Below are 20,134 nucleotides of genomic sequence, written 5' to 3' on the forward strand. Positions count from 1 at the left end.
AGGGGGGATTTAGGATTTTTTGGCTTGAATATGCGTGAAGCGTGGCCGATACTCTGAGTTCGCAACCTGTGCTGGGGGAGTGTTATGAGTTGGCTTAAATTATCATTGAAAGTGGTTCTCTCTGTCGCTGTCATGCTGAGCGTTTTTCTGTTCCTCAACAGTGAAATACGCGAGCGTTATGCCTTTTGGGATGACGATCCTGAGCGTGGTGCGCTGGCAATGGGCGAAGATGTCTTTGAAGAGAGTTTCTCCACTCCTACGTATTTGCCCCAAGGTTGGGATGCCAGCCAGAGCCTGTGGTTTTACAGCGCCACGCAAGGCTCTGATATGATTCCCTATGACTTCTTTATGGCACTGGAGCAGCACGATTCGCCGCGTTGGTTTCGAGATGCGGCCAATATGAACCGGTATCGTTATTTACCGCAGAAAAAGAGTTTTAGTAACCCCGATGCGTTGCCAGTGGGGTTTGTAAAAGACGTTTATCAAGGCAGGGAGTATTTGGGGTTTACCTGTGCTGCGTGCCACACCGCGCAGATTAATTATCAAGGTGAAGCGATTCGCATTGACGGTGGGCCGTCGATGGCGAACATGAACCAGTTTATGCTGGATTTAGCTCAATCGCTGCAGGTGACTGCTCAGAATGAGGTTAAAAAAGCCCGCTTTGTCAGACAAGTTTTGGCGCGTAACGGTGTGACCCGCACCATCAGTGGGGGCGTGATTACAGCTCAGCGACAGAGGTGGAAGCGGATCTGCTCACTTACATCTCGCGGATCAACAGTTACAACACCATTAACCACCCCGGTTCGACCCAATACGGTTACGCTCGCTTAGATGCCTTTGGGCGCATCTACAACCGTGTCTTGGAGCATGTGTTGATGCGCAAAGACATTACGTTTGCCCTGCAACAGGTGCTGGATGACGAGCAGGTGAAAGCGGTGTTGGGCGAGCTGGATGCCGGTTTGGTGCAAAACGGTGAGTTTGATCATCTGCTGGCTAAGTTAGATGTTCTGTTGCAGGCAAAAAAAATCCGCCGAGCAGACATTGTAAAACTGCGTGATCTGCTCTTTATCAAAGCCAATGCGCCGGTCAGTTATCCGTTTTTATGGGACATCGCTCAATCCGATTATGTACAGTGGAACGGCATTGGCGATAACGGCACTCTGGGGCCATTGGGACGCAACAGCGGCGAAGTGGTAGGGGTGTTTGGTACCTTGGATTGGCAGAAAAAACCGGGGTTTTCCATCTCTTCGCTGATTTTGGGTGACGGTAAAGATCGCTCTCATATCCGTTATCGCTCCTCTTTGGATAAACGCAATTTGCGTTTGATCGAGTCTCAATTGGCGCAGTTGCAGTCACCGCAGTGGCCAGAGAAGATTTTGGGCAAGATTGATCAACAGCGGGCGGTGCGTGGTTCTGAATTGTATGATGAGTATTGCCTTAGCTGTCACGCAAGGATTGATCGTGCTGATCCAGATCGGCGCGTGATTGCCAACTTTACCAAGCTGGAGACGATTGGCACTGATCCGCAAATGGCGAGCAACGCCGCGACCTACACCGGTCGCAGTGGCATCGTTGGTGGTCTGACTCAATCCACGCCGGTGGGCAAACTCTATTTGCAAGATGAAGCTGCGGTGGTTTCTATTTTGACTTTGGCGACGACGGGGGTGGTGGCGACGCCTGACCCAGACCTGTGGGCACCCACTCGGTTTGCCGAGTGGGCTTATACTTTGATCACCGCTTTGTTGAGCAACAATGTGGAGAGCACGATCAAACGAGGTGATTATAATCCTGATACTACGGTTGAGCCTTTTGCCTCGCTGAAAGCTTACAAAGGGCGGCCATTGAACGGCATCTGGGCGACGGGACCTTATCTGCATAATGGCTCGGTACCCACTTTGTATGATCTGTTGTTGCCTGCTAAGGCGTTGGATGATTGGGATGAAGAGATCCGACCCACACGGTTTAGCGTGGTGTACCGTGAATTTGATCCGCGTAAAGTGGGCTTTGTTAATCGCCCTTCTGCGGATCGAGCCTTGATGTTTGAAACCGATAAAAAAGGTAACAGCAATGCGGGGCATGAGTACGGTACTGATGAGTTGGATGGTGAAGAGCGTTTGGATTTGGTGGAATACCTAAAAACTTTGTAAGGGCTTTATCATGAGCACGAATTATTTGCAGTTGTACGATCAAGCGTCAGAGGCGGAGAAGTACCCGCTGGTGAAACAGTGGATTGATGAAGAGCCATTGGCCTTTTTCAAGCAGTTGCGTGAAGAGCGCCCCATTTTGGATACGCCCGAGTTTACCGTTTTAAGCCGCTTTGACGATGTGACGGAAGTATTGGGAATGCCGAAGGTCTTCACCGTTGATCTTTATAAACCGAAGATGGCGGATTACTTGATGGCGCACGACGATGATGCATTGCATTATCGAGAAAAATCCTTGATGCAGTCGTTATTGAATCGAGACGATTTGCCGCACATTCGTCAACTGGTGGCGGACATTGCCAATGAAATTCTCGATCAAGCGGATGGCAAACTGGAGCTGGCGTACGGTTACTCGCGGGCAGTACCGGCGGTGATGGTGCAGCGTTATTTTGGTTTGCGCGGCAGCAAGCGCGAGGATCTGATTCGCTGGTCGTATTGGAATCAGTACGATGCCTTTCATAACCAGCCTTTTAATCTGAATTCAGCGGAAAAAACCCAGCACATTACCGATGAACACGACAAAGTGTCTGCTGAGTTGGGTGCTTACATTGCCAAATTGATGGTGCGTCGGGCGCTGTTTGTCAATATTGAAAAAGTCACCAATGTGATTTTAGCGCCGCTGTTGATGGTAGGGCGTTTGTTGCGGCACTTGACGGGGCGGACCAAAAAAGGTCTGCAAGACGACATGGTGACGCGCATGTTGCGGATGAAGTTTCCTAAGGAGTACGATTTTAATATCGTCCGTTTGGGCATCAATGCCGGTGGTTTGTTGATCGGTTCTATTGAGACGACTTCACAGGCGGTGTCGCAGATTGTGGCGTATATGTATGAACATCCTGACGTGTTGCAACAGGCGCAACGGGCAGCTCGGGCAGCCGATCCGGCGGCGTTTGATGCGATTGTTTGGGAGACGTTGCGTTATGTGCCCATCGGTCCGTTTCTGTTTCGTAAGGCGGCCAGCGATTACACCGTCGGTCGGGGTACAGAGCGCGAGACCACCATTCCAAAGGGCAAGGTGGTCTTAGCGGCCACGTTATCAGCGATGTTTGATCCTCTGATTTTTGAGCGTCCCGATGAGTTTTTGCCCACGCGCAACTGGTATCACTATTTTCATTTCGGTTTTGGCTCTCACGAGTGTTTGGGCAAATACATCGGTATGGTGATGATTCCTGAGATGGTGCGCCAATTGCTGCGGCGTGAGGAGGTGCGACCCAGTGCTGAAATTGACTATCAGGATGGCCCGTTTCCAGAGAACTACCCATTCATCTGGAGGAAATAATGGGGCTAAAAACCAACTAAAATCGTCAGGTTTTGTCTGGTTTTTAGCCTAATATCTGAAAAAACGTTGTCCTAGCGCAAATAACCTCAAAAAATACCCGTGTGATTTGTCATCCTAGGCTCAATTGCTATATTATGCCGCCACCGCGTTTGTTTCGCGGATTAGGTTTTCGGCATTGGATGAGGTAGAGGAATATGGCGCAAACAGGTGTGGTACTGTCCACGGAACAGTACAACTACGACATCATTAAGAAATTCTCGATTATGGCCGTCTTTTGGGGCGTGCTCGGGATGTCAACGGGTGTCTACATTGCCAGCGAATTAGCTTGGCCTTTTTTAAACTTTGATACCGCTGAAATTACGTTCGGTCGTTTGCGCCCTGTGCATACCACCTTGGTGATTTTTGGTTTTGGCGGTAACGCTCTTTTCGCGACTTCGTATTATGTCGTGCAACGGACGTGTCAAACTCGCCTTGCAGGCGGGAATGGTTTGGCCATGTTTACCCTGATTGGTTGGAACATTGCCATTCTGGCGGGCGCACTGACCTACCCAATGGGAATTACCCAGTCTCGTGAATACGCGGAATTTGAATGGCCGATTGATCTGTTGATCGCGGTGGTTTGGGTGGCGTATCTGTGGATTTATACCATGACCCTGCGCAATCGAACTCAGGCGCACATCTATGTGGCCAATTGGTTCTATCTGGGTTTCATTTTAGCTACAGCACTGCTGCACATCTTCAATAACTTAGCGATGCCGGTCAGCTTGACCAAATCGTACAGTCTGTTTGCCGGTGTGCAAGACGCCATGACGCAGTGGTGGTACGGGCATAACGCCGTGGGCTTCTTCCTGACAGCGGCTTTCTTAGGCATGATGTATTACTTTGTGCCTAAGCAAGCCGGTCGTCCCGTTTACTCCTATCGTTTGTCGGTGTTGCATTTCTGGGCTTTGAGCTTTATGTACATGTGGGTCGGTGGTCATCATTTGCATTGGACATCACTGCCGGATTGGACCTCCTCCTTGGCGGCATCCTTCTCTATTATTCTTTTGATCCCTTCTTGGGGCGGCATGATCAATGGCATCATGACCCTTTCTGGTGCGTGGGATAAGTTGCGTTCTGATCCGATTATGATGTTTATGATTACCGCTCTGTCGTTCTACGGTATGTCTACCTTTGAAGGGCCGATGATGGCGCTGAAAAGTGTCAATGCGTTATCTCACTACACCGATTGGACCGTGAGCCACGTTCATTCCGGTGCGTTGGGTTGGGTGGCCATGATCAGCTTTGGTTCGTTCTACCATATGATTCCACGCCTTTACGGCATGAAGAAGATGTACAGCGAAAAACTGATCTATGTGCATTTCTTCTTGGCCACCATTGGTACCGTGGTGTACATCACCGCCTTGTGGGTCTCTGGTATTGGCCAAGGCCTGATGCTGCGTGCCTTCGATGAGTACGGTAATTTGGCGTACACCTTTATTGAGTCTGTCAGTTTCATGCATCTGCCGTTGGCAACCCGTGCATTGGGTGGGGCGTTCTTTGTTACCGGTATGATCATTATGGCGTACAACGTCTACAAAACCATTCGCATGGCGAAAGAGGTTGATCAAGCGGGTGTGAACAACATCCCTTCCAAAATGCCTGAAGCAGCCAAAGCTTAATTCTGAGGAGAATATAGAACAATGATTAAGCATGAGACGATTGAAACAAACTCAGGCCTCCTTCTGGTTTTGACCTTGGTGGCGATTGGCATTGGTGGCTTGGTTGAGATTGTGCCGCTGTTTCACATCAACGACACCATCGAGAAGGTGGTGGATGAGAACGGCAAACAGATGGTGCGGCCTTACACGCCTTTGGAACAAGCGGGGCGTGATATTTACACACGCGAAGGCTGTTACTTGTGCCATTCACAGCAGATTCGTCCCTTCCGTGATGAAGCACTGCGTTACGGCCATTACTCATTGGCAGCGGAGTCGCAATACGATCATCCGTTCCAATGGGGTTCGATGCGTCGTGGGCCGGATCTGGCACGTGTTGGTGGTAAGTACTCCAACGCTTGGCATGTGGCGCATCTGGATGCACCGCGTTCTGTGGTACCCGAGTCGATTATGCCCAACTACCCTTGGTTGTTAAAAACCGAACTGAACTACGCGGATTATGCAGATAACTTGTCTGCTCTGCGTTCGGTGGGTGTGCCTTACTCGGTCAACGAAACTGAATATCAGGCTAATGTTGAGAAGTTTGGTGAGGATGTGGCTCCTTCGTTGGTTATTGCGGATGCAGTGAAAAATTTGGAAGCGCAGGCTAACAAGAACAACTATGACGGCAATGCCGATACTATTTCAGAGATGGATGCGTTGGTGGCTTACCTGCAAGTACTGGGTACCATGGTTGACTTTAGCAAGTTTGATGAAGGCCACTTCATTAAGTATCGCTAACCGATCTTCAATCTGAATGAGGTAGAGAATAATGTTTGATTGGCTGGAGTGGTTTACCCATATGGAGAACAGCAAGCCGTTTGCGTTGGTTGTGCTCTTTGTTGGCTTTGTCGGCGTTATTATTTATCTTTTTACGGGGAAAAAGCGGGGTGAGCGGTTGGAGTCGTACAAAAATATGCCATTTTTGGATGACGATGATGACTTGAGACCACCCCGCACCGATAAGGGTGAACAGAAATGAGTACAAACAATCAGAATGATCCGCAAACAACGGGTCATCAGTGGGACGTAGAGATGGATGGAAGTGGGGCTATCGAAGAATTTGATAACCCGATTCCAACGTGGTGGTTGTGGAGTTTTTACATCTCTTTTGTGATCTGCTTTGGTTACTGGATTTTGTATCCGGTGTGGCCAATGGGAAATACCTTTACCAAGGGTATTTCAACGATTGAATATACCGTTAACGGGAAACAAGAAAGTTCGCATTGGAATACCCGTGCGCTGTTTTTGAGTGATCTTCAGACCGGTGAAGAGTCTCTGAAAATGCAGAAGCATATGGATGAGCTTTCCAATGCCAGCTACGATGAGATTCTGGATGATCCCAAGAAATTGGCGTTTGTTCATGCCGCAGCCAAAGGGATTTTTGGGGATATTTGCGCCTCTTGCCACGGTCGTGGTGGGGTGGGTGTGATTGGCTTGTTCCCGAATCTGGCTGATGATGATTGGCTGTGGGGCGGTAAGATTGAAACCATTGAGGCGACCATTCGGCACGGTCGTGATGGTTTTATGCCTGCGTTTAATGAGACCTTTAGCTCCAAGCAGCTAGATCAAGTGGTGGAATATGTCTACTCACTTTCTCAAGCCGATGCGGATACGGCAAAAGCTGCGCAAGGCGAAGAGATCTTTAAGGGGCAAACTGGCGGCTGTCATTATTGTCATACCAAAGAAGCAACGGGTATGACGGCAATGGGTTCAGCCAATTTGACTGACAGTATCTGGACGATTGCCGATGTACCAGGGGCTGCGGACGGTGTGGCTAAACGTGCGGTGATTCGTGCGGTGATCAATGACGGTGTTACGCGCCAAATGCCGCCTTGGGCTGAGCGTTTGAGTGACAGCCAGATCAAACTGTTAGCCGTTTATGTGCATCAGTTGGGTGGTGGTCAATAGTCAGGACTCAGCTTGGCTGTAAGTGATATTGTTGTATAAATTGCCGTGTTGAAGCCTGTGCTTTTTCACGGCAATTTTGTTTTTAGTCAGAGGAAATAATCATGGGATCTCAAACAGGGCAGGTTGAGGTTGCAGCGCCAATTCATCCGCGCTCTATTAAGGGGCATTTTAGAAATTTAAAATTCGGAGCGCTTTTTATTGCGTTCGCAGTCTATTTTGCTTTGCCGTGGTTGCGCTGGATGCGCACGGTTGGCCCCGATCAAGCAGTCCTGTTTGATCTTGATGGACGGCGTTTTTATCTGTTTAATTTGATTGTTCACCCGCAAGATATGTTCTGGTTGGTGGGTATTTTAATGATCGCTGCGCTGTTGTTGTTTTTTGTTACCAGTGTCGCTGGGCGGGTGTTTTGTGGTTATTTTTGTGTGCAAACCCTTTGGACCGATACCTTCATGCGTATTGAACATTGGGTTCAGGGTGAACGTCCGGCGCGTCTGCGGTTGGATAAACAGCCGTGGAATGGGGAAAAAATAGCTAAAAAAGGTCTGACGCATCTTATTTGGTTGTTGATTGCCTTTGTTACGGGAATTACCTTTACTCTTTATTGGGGCAATGCCCCTGATATGGTGGTGCGTTTTTTTAGTACTCAGGCATCCTTTGCCATGTACGCCACCACCGCTTTTTTAACCATCATGACCTATTTGATGGCGGGTTTGACTCGTGAAAACGTCTGTTTCCATATGTGCCCTTATTCGCGTTTTCAGAGTGCGATGTTTGATTCTGATACCTTGATTGTTTCGTATGATTTTAATCGTGGTGAAGGTGAACAAGGTCGGGCTAAATTAGGGCGTGGTAAAAAAACCCAGCAAGAGCGCCATGAGCAACAATTGGGTGATTGCATTGATTGCGGTTACTGTGTGCAGGTCTGTCCGGTGGGTATTGATATTCGTGATGGTTCGCAGGCGGAGTGCATTCATTGTGCGCTTTGTGTGGATGCGTGTGATGCCATTATGGCCACCACCGGTTGGGACAAAGGTTTGATTCGTTATACCTCTGAGAATGATTTAGCGGGTAAAAAGACCCGTTTTTTCAAACCGAAGAGCATTATTTACGCCTTGGCTTTGCTGCTCTGTATTGGCCTACTGTCTTGGAGTGTTTCCAGTCAAGCATTGTTGGATTTGGCCATTCGTCAGATCCGCCAGCCGCTGTTTGTGACCTTGTCTGATGGGCGAATTCAGAACAGTTACGAGGTCAAGGTCAATAATAAAACGACACAGGAACAGCACTTTAAGCTGTTGGTCTTGGGGCTGGAAGGTGCCGAGTTGGATATGGGGCGGATGAAAGAGGTGGTTTTGGAGCCAGACAGCAGTTTGCGCTTTGTGGTGAGGATTCGGATGCCCCGAGGAAATACATCAGAAAATTTTCAATTTAAGCTGATCTCAACCGAGGGCGGCGAGTTACAAAACATAAGACCGGCGATGTTTTATCGGCCGAGTAAATAGGTGAGAACATGGTAGATGATTTGGTGGGCTCGCTGGCAACAGGTTTGTCAGCGATTGGGGTACTTTATTTTATTTTGTACCGTTTTACGGCACTGCGAGCGAGCCAAGTTTCTCTGCTGCTGATTTTATTGGTGTTTGCGACTTACATCCCTTACGCCATTTTCAACTGGCCTGAGGGGGATGTTTTTTCGATTCATCTGGCGCTGTTTGTCACTCTGCCTTACGGTTCAGGCATTATTGTCTCTTCGCGTGAGAAATACTTGGCGACCTTTGGTAAGGATCAAGAAAAGCAGTGGTTCCACTGGGGGCCGGCGTTGATCATTGCTTTTTTTGGTGGCGTGGTGGCGCTGAATGCGGTGTTTGTTACCTTAGCGCACCACGGTTTGGAGAGTGCGGTGGCCAAAGCGCTTCTGCCTGAATCGAAAGGCAATACGGTGACCTCTTTTTTCCCTGGTGTGGTGAGTCACGACTTCCATGAGAAAGAGTCGCAATTTAACGTCTATATGCAAGAGCATAAACAGCAAACAAAACAGGGCTGGCAGGTGAAAAAAGGCTGGTTATTTGAGCCGATGGCGGGTATCTCCAACAGTTTTCAGGTGGGCATCAGCGACAAAGACAATGTTGCTATTTCCGCAGCTGAAGTGATTGTGCGTTTTTATCGCCCTTCCGATCAGCGTTTGGATCAAAAATTCATCCTGCCCGAGACAGAAAAAGGCATCTATCGTGGTGCAATTAAATTGGATCATCAAGGTACGTGGCGGGTGGTGGTGCATATTAAGCAGGGTGATAAAGTACATGAAATTCGTGCCATGACCAGCCTGCAATCGGCTGACGATGCGTAAGCAGAATCTCATTTGAGCCACTCTGAGAGCGATTGTTTTCACTGTGGCTTGCCGGTTCCAGAAGGGCTGGAGTGTGGTGTAAAAATCATGGGCGAGACACGTTCTATGTGTTGCCCAGGTTGTGAGGCGGTGGCTAACGCCATTGTGGCCGGTGGCTTGGAGTCTTTTTATCTGCAACGAACTGAGAGTACGACTCCAACGGAGTTGATTCCCAGTGCGTTGCAGCAGACGGAAATTTACGATAACGCTCAATTACAGCAGTCGTTTGTCTCGGCTGAGGGTGAGATCAAAGAGGCCTCGCTGATTTTAGAGGGCATCGTCTGTGCGGCGTGTGTTTGGCTTAATGAGCGTCATGTGAGCGGCTTGTCTGGGGTGATTTCGTTTCAGATCAACTACTCCAACCATCGAGCGCGTTTGCGTTGGGATGACAGTCAAATTCATCTCAGTGATGTCCTGAATGCCATTGCCGCCATTGGTTATCAGGCGCACCCGTTTGATCCTGGGCGACAAGAGGCGTTGCAGAAAAAAGAGCGCTCGATTTTTTTACGGCGTTTGGCGCTGGCCGGTTTTTCCATGATGCAGGTGATGATGATCGCTGTCGGTCTTTATTCTGGCGATTATTACGGCATGGACGCTGAGCTGAAATATTTTCTGCGCTGGGTCAGTTTGGTGATGACGCTGCCGGTGGTGTTTTATTCGGCGCTGCCTTTTTTCACGGGTGCTTGGCGAGACCTGAAGCGGCGGCAGTTGGGGATGGATGTGCCGGTGGCGTTGGCCATTGGGGGTGCTTTTTTGGTCAGCCTCTGGAGCACGGTCAGCGGTGAGGGCGAGGTTTATTACGACTCGGTGGTGATGTTCACTTTCTTCTTGCTGGCGGGGCGTTTTTTGGAGATGTTGGCGCGTCACAAGGCGGGGCGCATTACGGAAGCGTTGGTGCGTTTGACTCCGGCGACGGCGGTACGCCTTGATGCTGCTGGTGTTGAAAGCCTCATTCCGGTGGTGGATTTGAGTGTTGATGATCGAGTGATCATCAAACCGGGTGAGGTGGTGCCTGCCGACGGTCGGGTGTTGGAGGGCATCAGCAGCGTCGATGAGTCGCTGCTCAGCGGTGAGAGTTTGCCTCGTGACCGTCGGGTGGGTGATCGACTCACCGGTGGCACGCTTAATATTGAAAGTCCGTTGTTGATGCAGGTAGAGAAGATCGGTGAAGAGACCATGCTCTCTTCTGTGATTCGGTTACTGGATCGAGCTCAGGCAGAAAAACCGCAGTTGGCACGTCTGGCGGATCGAGTGGCCGCTTGGTTTGTCAGTGTGCTGTTGTTGCTGGCTTCGATGGTGGCTTTTTGGTGGTGGCAACACGCGCCTGCGGATGCTTTTTGGGTCACCTTTTCAGTCTTGGTGGTCAGTTGCCCTTGCGCTTTGTCGTTGGCGACTCCGGCGGCGTTGACGGCGGCTACGGGAGGGTTAACGCAATTAGGCTTGCTGACCACCCGAGGTCATGCTTTGGAGACCTTGGCGCAGGCGACTCATATTGTCTTTGATAAGACCGGCACCTTGACCCGAGGCGAGTTGCAGTTGCACGAGGTGCGTTTGTTTGCCGAGCAGGATAAGACAGAGTGCTTGCAACTTGCAGCGGCTTTGGAAGCACGTTCAGAACATCCGTTGGCGAAAATTTTGTGTCATTCTGTTGAACATTCGTTGCAGGTGCAGCAGCTGCGTTCTGTGCCTGGTGAGGGCATTGAAGGTCTGATTGAAGGGCGGCGTTATCGTATTGGCCGAGCGAGTTTTGTTTTGCAGGGTTTGAAACACGACTTTTCCATGCCAGAAAACCTGTTGGGTACGCCGGTGTTGCTGGCAAACGAAGAGCGTCTGTTGGCGTTGTTTGTTTTGCAAGATCAACTGCGTCCTGAGGCGAAACAGAGCATTGAGCGTCTGCGTGAGTTGGGTCTGCAGGTCAGTTTGCTGTCGGGTGATGAGCCAAAATTGGTGCGTCAGGTGGCGGATGAACTGGGGGTGATGGAGGCGCACGGTGGTTTATTGCCGGAGGATAAATTGGCGCACATCCAAGCTTTGCAGCAGCAAGGGGCGGTGGTGGCGATGGTGGGTGATGGGGTTAATGATGCGCCGGTCTTGGCTGCTGCACAGGTCTCTCTGGCGATGGGAGGTGGTACGCAGTTGGCTCATGCCAGTGCCGATATGGTGCTGCTGTCGGAGAATTTGTTGCACCTTTCTGAAGGGGTGAAAATGGCGCGGCGCACCTTGAATGTGATCCGGCAGAATTTGGCTTGGGCACTGTTGTATAACCTGGTGGCTTTGCCATTGGCGGCGATGGGTTTGGTGGCACCGTGGATGGCGGCGATTGGCATGTCGGCCAGTTCGTTATTGGTGGTGGTGAACGCGCTGCGTTTGCGTGTAGTAAAAGCAATTTCGACTTAACTTGGAGTGAATATGGCCATTTTGTATCTTTTGATTCCCTTAGGGTTGCTGTTTTTAGGGCTGTTTGTGTGGATTTTTATCTGGTCGGTAAAAGACGGTCAGTTTGATGATCTGGAAGGCCCCGCGTATCGAATTTTGATGGATGACGACGATCCTAGGATTCCAGGTAATGAAAAGCCGCCTTTAGAAGAAGAGGGGCCGCAGAAGTAAAAATTTGTTATTCTCATTAATTCTGATGGGGTTATTGGCTTAATCGGATTGATTTAATATTGTTTGTTTATACAGCAGGAGGTTGTTATGTGGTTTAACTTTTATATGCCTATGATCATCACATGGGGTGTTATTGCTTTGGCTTGGGCAAGCTTTTTGTCTGTGATTTATTATGATTTTTTTCAGAGCCTTTTTTAGACTCTGATCAAGCAAAGGGTAAGTTGTACAAAACGACCTTCGGGTCGTTTTTTTTTGGCATGATGAATGCTTTTATTCCCAGTGAGTGAAATTTTGGTCATAAAAATGACGCTGCAATGGCGTTGTTTTTGGGAGAGTGTCGGGTCATGAGGATAAGGCTGGGGGGGCTGTTGTTGGCATTTTTGCTGGGTTGTGGTGTGCTGCAAGCCGAGGAGGTGATTGTCAATGAAACGGTGGCTGATACGCTGCCTAAGCGTGCTTTGCGCGCTATTTTTGGCATGCGTTTGGGGCGTTGGCCTGAGAGCAATCACGAAATCACGGTGTTTGTTTTGGCTGATGACAATCCAGTGCATGCTCAGTTTTGTAAAACCACCCTCAATGTGTTTCCACACCAATTACGGCGTGCATGGGATCGTTTGGTCTTTTCTGGCACGGGGCAAGCTCCGATTCGTTTGTCATCTGAGGCTGAGATGTTGCAGAGAGTAGCGAATACGCCAGGGGCGATTGGTTATTTGAGTAAGGATAAGGTTGATGGGAGGGTGCATGTCTTACGCATTAATTAATAGCAAGACAGTGGTTCGCTTGAGCGCCGCGTTATGCCTACTTTTTGCGGTGCAATCGCTGTTGGCGGAACCGTTGAAGCGTTTTCAATGGCATGGTTTTTTTAATCAAGCGTTGATCAAAACCTCAGCCAATCACTTTTTTGGTCCGAGTGACAAGCTCAGTGCTGAATTTACTGAGATGGGTCTTAACGGTTCATTTAAGCCGACCCCAGATTGGCAGTTTTCAGGACAGTTGTTGTCGCGGCGAGCAGGGGCATTGAGTGATGGCAGCCCGCAGCTGGATTACGGTTTTGTTGATTACCGCATTAATTCAGACATGGATGGCTTGTGGGGTGTGCGTTTGGGACGAGTGAAAAACCCGATGGGGTTTTACAATGAGACCCGCGATGTGGCGCACACACGTCCTTCGATCTTGTTGCCACAATCGACCTATTTGGACCGTAGTCGTGATATGTATCTTTCTACCGATGCCGTTTATCTTTACGGTGAAGAGCGTACAGACTATGGCGATTATACGCTGAATGTCGGGGTGGGTTATCCGCGTGCGGACTCGATTGAGTTGGAGCGCGTGTTGATGCTGAATAAAGATTGGGCGGGGCATTTGCAGGCCGAAATACCTTCATATTTGGGGCGTTTAATTTATGATTGGCAAGAGGGTCGTGTGCGTGTGGGCTTGACATGGGTTAAAGCACAGATTGATTTTAAAACGGGTGCGGGTGATTTAATTCCTTCTGGCTCTATTTGCATTGAGCCACGTATTTTTTCGTTGCAATACAACAGTGAGTTTTGGAGTTTAACAGCGGAGTACACGGAGCAAAAAACGGTGACCGAAGGCTTGGGGTTTTTAATCGCGGATGAGGCGCGGTTTTCTGAGTCATATTATGTGCAAGCACAATATCGTTTTGCCCCAAAATGGGAGTGGGTGTTGCGCTACGATGTGCAATATTTTGGTCGTGATGATAAAACGGGTGAAAAATTAGCCAGCAGCTCGCCTATCTTGCAGAGTTTTGGTTTGCCTGCGGTGCTGGCACACAGTCGTTTTAGTAAAGACAGCACCGTTGGATTGCGTTGGAATGTTGCGCCACAATGGGTGTTGCAGGCGGAGTACCATCGTGTCAATGGCACCTCTTGGTTGGCGTTAACCGAAAATCCAGATCCTTTGGCAACAAAACAATTTTGGGATTTGTATACTTTGGCCGTTTCGTATCGCTTTTAGCTGGAAGGTCATTTTTCTAGTAAAACAGGGAGTCAATTGTGGTGGTTAAGAGAGGCGTGTTTAAGGGAGAGTGGGCTGCCTTTCTTAGTTTGAAGTGGAAGGTGTTGTTGGTATTAAGTCTGGTCTTATTGGTCATTAACATTGCTTTTTCGGCCATTTCTTATAAAAACTTGATGAGTCTGTTTGATCGTGAAAGACAAGACTCGCATAAAAATCATCGGCATGAAATCTCTACTTTGATTCAGCAATCCAGAAACAGCTTGTTGCAATTGGGTGTGTTTGTGCCTTCGTTGTCAGGTGTGAATCTACAGTTATTGACTGAGAATAAAAAAGAGTTTGAAGATAACTTTGAAAATCATTGGTCCTACTTGAGTCTTGATATGGGTTTGGTGGCAGCGGAGTTTTTTTCCACATCGGGTGAAATAAGTTCGGCTTGGGGTCAGGATATTTACAATGAAAAACTGAGGGGTGCTATTTTAACGTTGGTGGAAAAAACCCGTAACAGTGAGCTACCGAATGATTTTATTCGCTGTGGGATGGAGTGTGTGCATTACTCTGTGGTGCCGATGATTTCCAGCGGAGAACATGTTGGCGAGTTGTTGTTAGGTCGCTCTTTGACTGAAGTAATCATACAGTTTAGTAAAATAACCAGCAGTGATATTGGCATTGTGAGCCGAGAGTTCTTGGCGCAGACACAGCGTTCTAAGTCACCGCGTATTTTTCATAAATTGGGCATCAAAGTCAATGGTGTGACCAATAAAGAGCACAGTTTGGCCTTGTTGGCAGAGCTGGAGAATCAAGGTATAAGTTATGAGGGCTTGCACCACGGTGTGCGCTTTGAATGGCAAGAGAAGACCTATGAAGTCAGCTTGATTCCTATTGAACAGGAGAACCAAGATCAAGCTCAGCATCATCATCAGGCCTCCCATAATCACGACTGTTTTCTTATTATTGCCGATGTAACGCAGCAGATTAACCAGATTAATCGATGGGCAACAGAGAGCATACATGCTGGAATTGTTGGTCTTTTATTATCTGAACTGGCATTGTTATTGGTCTTGTGGAGACCCATTCGGCGGATTAAAGTTGTTTCTGAAAAATTGCCCCTGTTGGCGCAAGGGGAGTTTCAGCGTGTGTGTAAAGATTTGAAATCCATCCAGAATCGTTATTTTTGTGACGAGATTGATCATCTTTCCAGTACCTCTCAGAGCTTATCCAACCAATTGGAGTTTTTAACCAATGAGGTGGAAGCGCGTGAGCAAAATTTAAAATTGCATAATAAAGAGCTGATTGTCGAACGTAATTTTGTCAAAGGTATTTTGGATACCGCAGAAGCATTGATTTTAACCCAAGATTCAAAAGGTAAAGTGATTTTGTGTAACAGTTATGCTGCTTCTTTAAGTGGTTATAATATTGAAAAAATTCAGAGCAGTTATTTTTTAGATTTGCACGATGATGATGAGCTTAGAGCGCCGTTGAAAGAGACGCTGATGAAGTTGGTTGATGGTGAACTGAATAAAAGTCGTGGTGAAGGTCGAATCGTCTGTGAAAATGGTTCACTTCGCCATATTTTGTGGAGTTTTTCTAAATTGGAAAAACAAAAGTCTGGCCAAAGTATGCTCTCCATCGGCTTGGATATTACCGAAATCAAACGAGTGGAATCGCGCATCGCTTGGTTGGCCGATCACGATCCATTAACGGAGTTGTTTAATCGACGCCGTTTTCAAGATGAGTTGGAAGGGGCTCTGGCGTGGTCACGACGCTCAGAAAAAAGCGGCGCGTTGCTGTATTTGGATTTGGATAATTTTAAAGACATTAACGATACCGGTGGCCATCATTCGGGCGATGCACTGTTGCGCAGTGTTTCGGCGACACTTTCTAAAGTGACCCGCGAAGTGGATATTATTGGCAAAGGCATTATGGGGCGTTTGGGTGGAGATGAGTTCGGTATTGTGTTCCGAGATACCGATCAAGCGGGCATCATTACTGTGGTGGAGCGGATGCGTGCGGAGATGAAAAAAATCCGTCACAGCGTTAATGGTCAGGTGCATTCCATCAGTACCAGCATCGGCGTGGCGCTGTTTCCGCAGCACGGCGACAGCATGGAGGAGTTGATGGCCAATGCGGATTTGGCCATGTATCAAGCAAAATCGGCGGAGCGTGGTTCGTGGCATATTTTTTCTGCCGATGAACAGGTCAGAGAACATCTACACGAACGCATTCTCTGGAAAGAACGCATTGAGATGGCGATTAAACACGAACGTTTTGTACTCTATTATCAGCCTATTTTAAACATTCAGAGCAATACCATCTCCCATTATGAAGCTTTGATTCGCATGATCGGTGATGAGGGTGAAATCATTCCACCGATTTCGTTTATCCCCATTGCCGAACAGAACGGTTTGATCTCATTGATTGATCGTTATGTTTTAGAGCGCGCCATTCGTCAACAGGTGACCCTTTCGGATGAAGGAGAAGAGGTGACCATAGCGATTAACCTTTCAGGGCGAGCATTTGAAGATTCGGGGCTGCTGGCGTTTATTAAAAAACAGATTTTTGATTCGGGAGCGGATCCGAAGCGGTTGATTTTCGAAATTACCGAAACAGAGGCGGTAGCGGATATGGCGTCGGCGCGGGTGTTGATGGGGGCGCTGAAAAAACTGGGCTGTCAATTTGCACTGGATGATTTTGGGGTGGGTTTCGCCTCGTTTACCTATTTAAAAGAGTTGCCGGTGGATTACGTTAAAATTGACGGCTCGTTTATTCGTGATCTTCCGGAAAAAAGAGACAATCAAATTTTTGTTAAAGCGCTCTCTGATGTGGCGCGAGGGTTTGGTAAAAAAACCGTGGCGGAATTTGTTGACAGCGAAGAGACCATTCGCCTACTGCATTTGTTTCATGTGGATTACGCGCAAGGGTATTATGTGGGCAAACCTCGGCCACAGATTCAGGAACAGAGTGAAGTGATCTAACGGTTTTCTTAGGAGCGCAACACGCGGCCGCTGAGGGCATCCCGAATGCGGCTGGGTTGTTTGGCGTTACCCAGTGGGGCATCCCAAATAAAATCCAATTGTTGATTAAAATAGGCCGCAACTTCGTTGGCGCTGCGAGCGGCGGGTGCGCCACTGGGATTGGCGCTACTGGAGACAAGTGCGCCGACCTGCTTGCATAGGGCTACCACCGGTGGATGGGCGCTGACTCGTACCGCTAAGGTGTCGTGCTGGCCGGTGAGCCATCTGGGGGTATCAGCAGCGGCGGGCAACAACCATGTGTATGGGCCTGGCCACTGGGCATGAATGCGTTTTGCGACCTCTCTGCTCAAAGGTTGTAAGTAGGTGTGCAGTTGAGAAAAGTCAGCGGCAATCAGAATCAGCCCTTTGTCAGGGCTGCGCTGTTTTAGTTTGAGGAGGCGTTCGACGGCGTGTGGGTTGTTGGGATCACAGCCCAGACCAAAGACCGCTTCGGTGGGGTAGGCGATCAGGCCGCCGCGTTGAATGATCTTGGCGGCTTGATCGAGTTGTTGCGGTTTACTCTTTGTCACTGGCGGCTTTTTTACTGGCCACTTTCTTTTTCACTGCACTCTTTTTTGCAGTGGCTTTTTTGGCACTGGTTTTTTTCTTGGCGACGGCTTTCTTTTTGCTGCTGGCCTTTTTCTTACTGCTGGCGGTCTTTTTTGAGGCGGTCTTTTTTGCGCTGGTTTTTTTTGCAGCGGTTTTTTTAGCGGTCGCTTTTTTCTTCGCGGCTGCTTTCTTTTTGCCTCGGCGTTTTTTCTCTGGCGCTTCGGCAATCAGCTTTTCACACAACTCCAACTCCAGCTCTTTGGGTTCCATATCCTTGGGGATTTTGGCGTTTTTATTGCCGTCGGTGATGTAAGGGCCGTAGCGACCGTTCAACACCTGAATTTCGCTGTCCTCAAAGATTTTGATGATGCGGTTGGCATCGGCCAATTTTTTCTCAGCCACCAGTTCCAGTGCTCGTTCTAGGGTGATGGTGTGGGGATCGTCCTCTTTGATCGAGACGTATTTGCTGTCGTATTTGACGTAGGGGCCAAAACGACCGATGTTGGTGCTGATCTTCTCACCTTCAGCAGACTCACCCAAATTGCGCGGCAGCTGAAACAGAATCAAGGCCTCTTCGAGGGTGATTTTGTCCATCTTCTGCCCAGGACGCAGACCGGCAAATTTGGGTTTCTCTTCGTCGTCGCGGGTACCGATCTGCACAAAAGGACCAAAACGGCCGATGCGTACCGAGATTGGTTTGCCGCTTTTTGGGTCGGTTCCCAGCTCCCGTGCTTGTACCGCTTCGTCACGGCTGACGTTGGCTTCTTTGTCGGCGATCAGCGCGGTGAAAGGGGTCCAAAATTCTTGTAGTAGTGGAACCCACTCTTTTTCACCTCGGGCGACGGCATCCAGCTCGTCTTCCAGTTTGGCGGTGAAGTCGTAATCCACATACTGAGTGAAATGAGTGCAGAGAAAGGTGTTCACTACTTTACCGACATCGGTAGGGGTGAAGCGACGTGATTCCAGCTCCACATAACCACGGTCTTGCAGGGTCGAGATGATGCTGGCGTAGGTGGAGGGTCGGCCAATGTCGTACTCTTCCAAGGTTTTGACCAAGCTGGCTTCAGTGTAGCGTGGGGGTGGCTCGGTGAAGTGTTGTTCGGGGCGAATGGCGTTTAGATCCACTTTGTCACCCTTTTCCAGCGGTGGCAGACGACGGTCTTCCTCTTTTTTACTGTCGTCCATGCCTTCTTGATAGACGGCCATAAAACCGGCTTCGCGCAAGGTGGAGCCGGTGGAACGGAAGGTGTTGCCGTCGCCGCAAGCATAGTCGATGGCCACTTGGTCAAACACCGCCTGCACCATTTGACAGGCGACGGTGCGTTTCCAGATCAAGCTGTAGAGTTTGAATTGCTCGTCGGTAAGGTGGCTTTTCAGATCTTCAGGACGACGTTGAGCGGAGGTGGGGCGTACCGCTTCATGAGCCTCTTGGGCATTTTTCGATTTGGTCTTGTAAAAGCGCGGCTCAGCGGGCATTTGGTCGGCACCGTACTGGCTGCTGATCAGATTGCGAATGTCTTCCAAGGCATCTTGGGAGAGGGTGACCGAATCGGTGCGCATGTAGGTGATCAGACCTTCCGCACCGGAACCGGTGTCGATGCCTTCATAAAGCTGTTGGGCGACCCGCATCGCGCGCAGGGCGGTGAATCCCAGTTTGCGTATCGCTTCTTGTTGCAAGGTGGAGGTGGTAAAGGGCGGTGCAGGGTTGCGTTTGCGCTGTTTCTTGGTGACGGATTTGACCACCAAAATGCCATTGGCTTCTTTGAGTAGAAGGTCTTTGGCGCTGTGTGCTTGTTCGGTATTGGTGATGCTGAACTGTTTCAGTTTGTCGCCATTGAGCTGGGTTAGTTTGGCATTGAAGGCCAATGTGCTCTGCTCCAGATCGGCTTCAATAGTCCAGTATTCGCGGGCTTCAAAACGGTCGATCTCCGCTTCGCGTTCACTGATCATGCGCAGTGCGGGGCTTTGCACTCGACCAGCAGAGAGGCCGCGTTGGATCTTTTTCCACAACAGCGGTGAGAGGTTAAAGCCGACTAAATAATCCAGTGCGCGACGGGCTTGCTGGGCGTTGACCATCTCCATCGAGAGTTCTCGTGGATTGTCCACCGCCTCTTTGAGGGCGCGTTTGGTGATCTCGTGAAAGACCACGCGCTGCACTACTTTGCCTTCGAGTAGATTTTTTTCCCGTAACATTTCCGCCAGATGCCAAGAGATCGCTTCACCCTCGCGATCTGGATCCGTTGCGAGCAATAGGAAATCGGCTTTTTTGAGTGCCTTTTTAATCGCCTGAACGTGTTTTTCATTGCGTTCAATGGCTTGGTACTTCATGGCAAAGCCGTTTTCCGTATCCACCGCCCCCTCCTTGGGAACGAGGTCGCGTACGTGGCCGTAGGAGGCCATGACTTCATAATCTTTGCCAAGGTACTTTTTAATCGTTTTACCTTTGGCGGGTGATTCAACGATGATTAAGTGCTTACTCATTATTTCGCTCTGCTCTGGGCTCTCCGGCCGTGGTATTA

16 protein-coding genes are annotated in these 20,134 nt (G+C 49.2%); 14 read left to right on the forward strand and 2 right to left on the reverse strand.

Going from position 1 to position 20,134, the window contains the following annotated elements; genetic code table 11:
* Window positions 1-84 precede the first annotated feature (84 nt).
* The 14 genes from Q9O24_05245 (at window position 85) to Q9O24_05310 (ending at window position 17,027) form a co-directional block, all read left to right on the forward strand.
* On the forward strand, window positions 85-831 hold the full coding sequence (locus Q9O24_05245) for a di-heme-cytochrome C peroxidase (protein MDQ7074554.1): 747 nt from the start codon (window positions 85-87) through the stop codon (window positions 829-831).
* Window positions 738-2,147, forward strand: coding sequence for a di-heme-cytochrome C peroxidase (locus tag Q9O24_05250; GenBank protein ID MDQ7074555.1), 1,410 nt, complete (start codon window positions 738-740; stop codon window positions 2,145-2,147). The genes Q9O24_05245 and Q9O24_05250 overlap by 94 nt, the downstream gene beginning before the upstream one ends.
* A 10-nt stretch (window positions 2,148-2,157) precedes the next feature.
* The gene (locus Q9O24_05255) at window positions 2,158-3,483 is read left to right on the forward strand and encodes a cytochrome P450 (protein ID MDQ7074556.1); all 1,326 of its coding nucleotides are present in this window, start codon (window positions 2,158-2,160) and stop codon (window positions 3,481-3,483) included.
* Window positions 3,484-3,677: 194 nt separating this feature from the next.
* Window positions 3,678-5,144 (forward strand): cytochrome-c oxidase, cbb3-type subunit I, encoded by a 1,467-nt coding sequence (gene ccoN, locus Q9O24_05260; protein ID MDQ7074557.1) that lies wholly within the window; start codon window positions 3,678-3,680, stop codon window positions 5,142-5,144.
* A 24-nt stretch (window positions 5,145-5,168) separates the two neighbouring features.
* Window positions 5,169-5,921, forward strand: a complete 753-nt coding sequence (gene ccoO / locus Q9O24_05265; protein ID MDQ7074558.1) for a cytochrome-c oxidase, cbb3-type subunit II — start codon at window positions 5,169-5,171, stop codon at window positions 5,919-5,921.
* Between the two features lie 31 nt (window positions 5,922-5,952).
* The gene (locus Q9O24_05270) at window positions 5,953-6,162 is read left to right on the forward strand and encodes a CcoQ/FixQ family Cbb3-type cytochrome c oxidase assembly chaperone (GenBank protein MDQ7074559.1); all 210 of its coding nucleotides are present in this window, start codon (window positions 5,953-5,955) and stop codon (window positions 6,160-6,162) included.
* On the forward strand, window positions 6,159-7,091 hold the full coding sequence (gene ccoP, locus Q9O24_05275; protein MDQ7074560.1) for a cytochrome-c oxidase, cbb3-type subunit III: 933 nt from the start codon (window positions 6,159-6,161) through the stop codon (window positions 7,089-7,091). Before Q9O24_05270 ends, ccoP begins: the two co-directional genes overlap by 4 nt.
* 101 nt (window positions 7,092-7,192) lie before the next feature.
* Window positions 7,193-8,590 carry a cytochrome c oxidase accessory protein CcoG gene (gene ccoG / locus Q9O24_05280; protein ID MDQ7074561.1) on the forward strand — a complete coding sequence of 466 codons (1,398 nt, stop codon included), beginning with the start codon at window positions 7,193-7,195 and terminating at the stop codon, window positions 8,588-8,590.
* Window positions 8,591-8,598: 8 nt separating this feature from the next.
* A complete protein-coding gene (locus Q9O24_05285; GenBank protein MDQ7074562.1) occupies window positions 8,599-9,432 on the forward strand; it encodes a FixH family protein in 834 nt (277 codons plus the stop codon).
* Between the two features lie 12 nt (window positions 9,433-9,444).
* Complete coding sequence (locus Q9O24_05290) at window positions 9,445-11,868, forward strand: heavy metal translocating P-type ATPase (GenBank protein MDQ7074563.1); 2,424 nt, start codon at window positions 9,445-9,447, stop codon at window positions 11,866-11,868.
* A 12-nt stretch (window positions 11,869-11,880) separates the two neighbouring features.
* Entirely contained in the window at window positions 11,881-12,078 is a 198-nt protein-coding gene (gene ccoS, locus Q9O24_05295; protein MDQ7074564.1) for a cbb3-type cytochrome oxidase assembly protein CcoS, read from the forward strand.
* 314 nt (window positions 12,079-12,392) lie between these two features.
* Window positions 12,393-12,839, forward strand: coding sequence for a hypothetical protein (locus Q9O24_05300; protein MDQ7074565.1), 447 nt, complete (start codon window positions 12,393-12,395; stop codon window positions 12,837-12,839).
* On the forward strand, window positions 12,820-14,055 hold the full coding sequence (locus tag Q9O24_05305; protein MDQ7074566.1) for a hypothetical protein: 1,236 nt from the start codon (window positions 12,820-12,822) through the stop codon (window positions 14,053-14,055). Before Q9O24_05300 ends, Q9O24_05305 begins: the two co-directional genes overlap by 20 nt.
* 38 nt (window positions 14,056-14,093) lie before the next feature.
* A complete protein-coding gene (locus Q9O24_05310; protein MDQ7074567.1) occupies window positions 14,094-17,027 on the forward strand; it encodes an EAL domain-containing protein in 2,934 nt (977 codons plus the stop codon).
* Window positions 17,028-17,035: 8 nt separating this feature from the next.
* On the opposite strand, the gene Q9O24_05315 is transcribed toward Q9O24_05310, so the two are convergent.
* Together Q9O24_05315 and Q9O24_05320 are read right to left on the reverse strand one after the other, a co-directional pair.
* On the reverse strand, window positions 17,036-17,596 hold the full coding sequence (locus Q9O24_05315) for an L-threonylcarbamoyladenylate synthase (GenBank protein MDQ7074568.1): 561 nt from the start codon (window positions 17,594-17,596) through the stop codon (window positions 17,036-17,038).
* On the reverse strand, window positions 17,583-20,096 hold the full coding sequence (locus tag Q9O24_05320; GenBank protein ID MDQ7074569.1) for a DNA topoisomerase I: 2,514 nt from the start codon (window positions 20,094-20,096) through the stop codon (window positions 17,583-17,585). The genes Q9O24_05315 and Q9O24_05320 overlap by 14 nt, the downstream gene beginning before the upstream one ends.
* Between the last annotated feature and the right edge of the window lie 38 nt (window positions 20,097-20,134).

The sequence above is a fragment of the Gammaproteobacteria bacterium genome, assembly GCA_030949385.1.
GTDB lineage: Bacteria > Pseudomonadota > Gammaproteobacteria > JAUZRS01 > JAUZRS01 > JAUZRS01.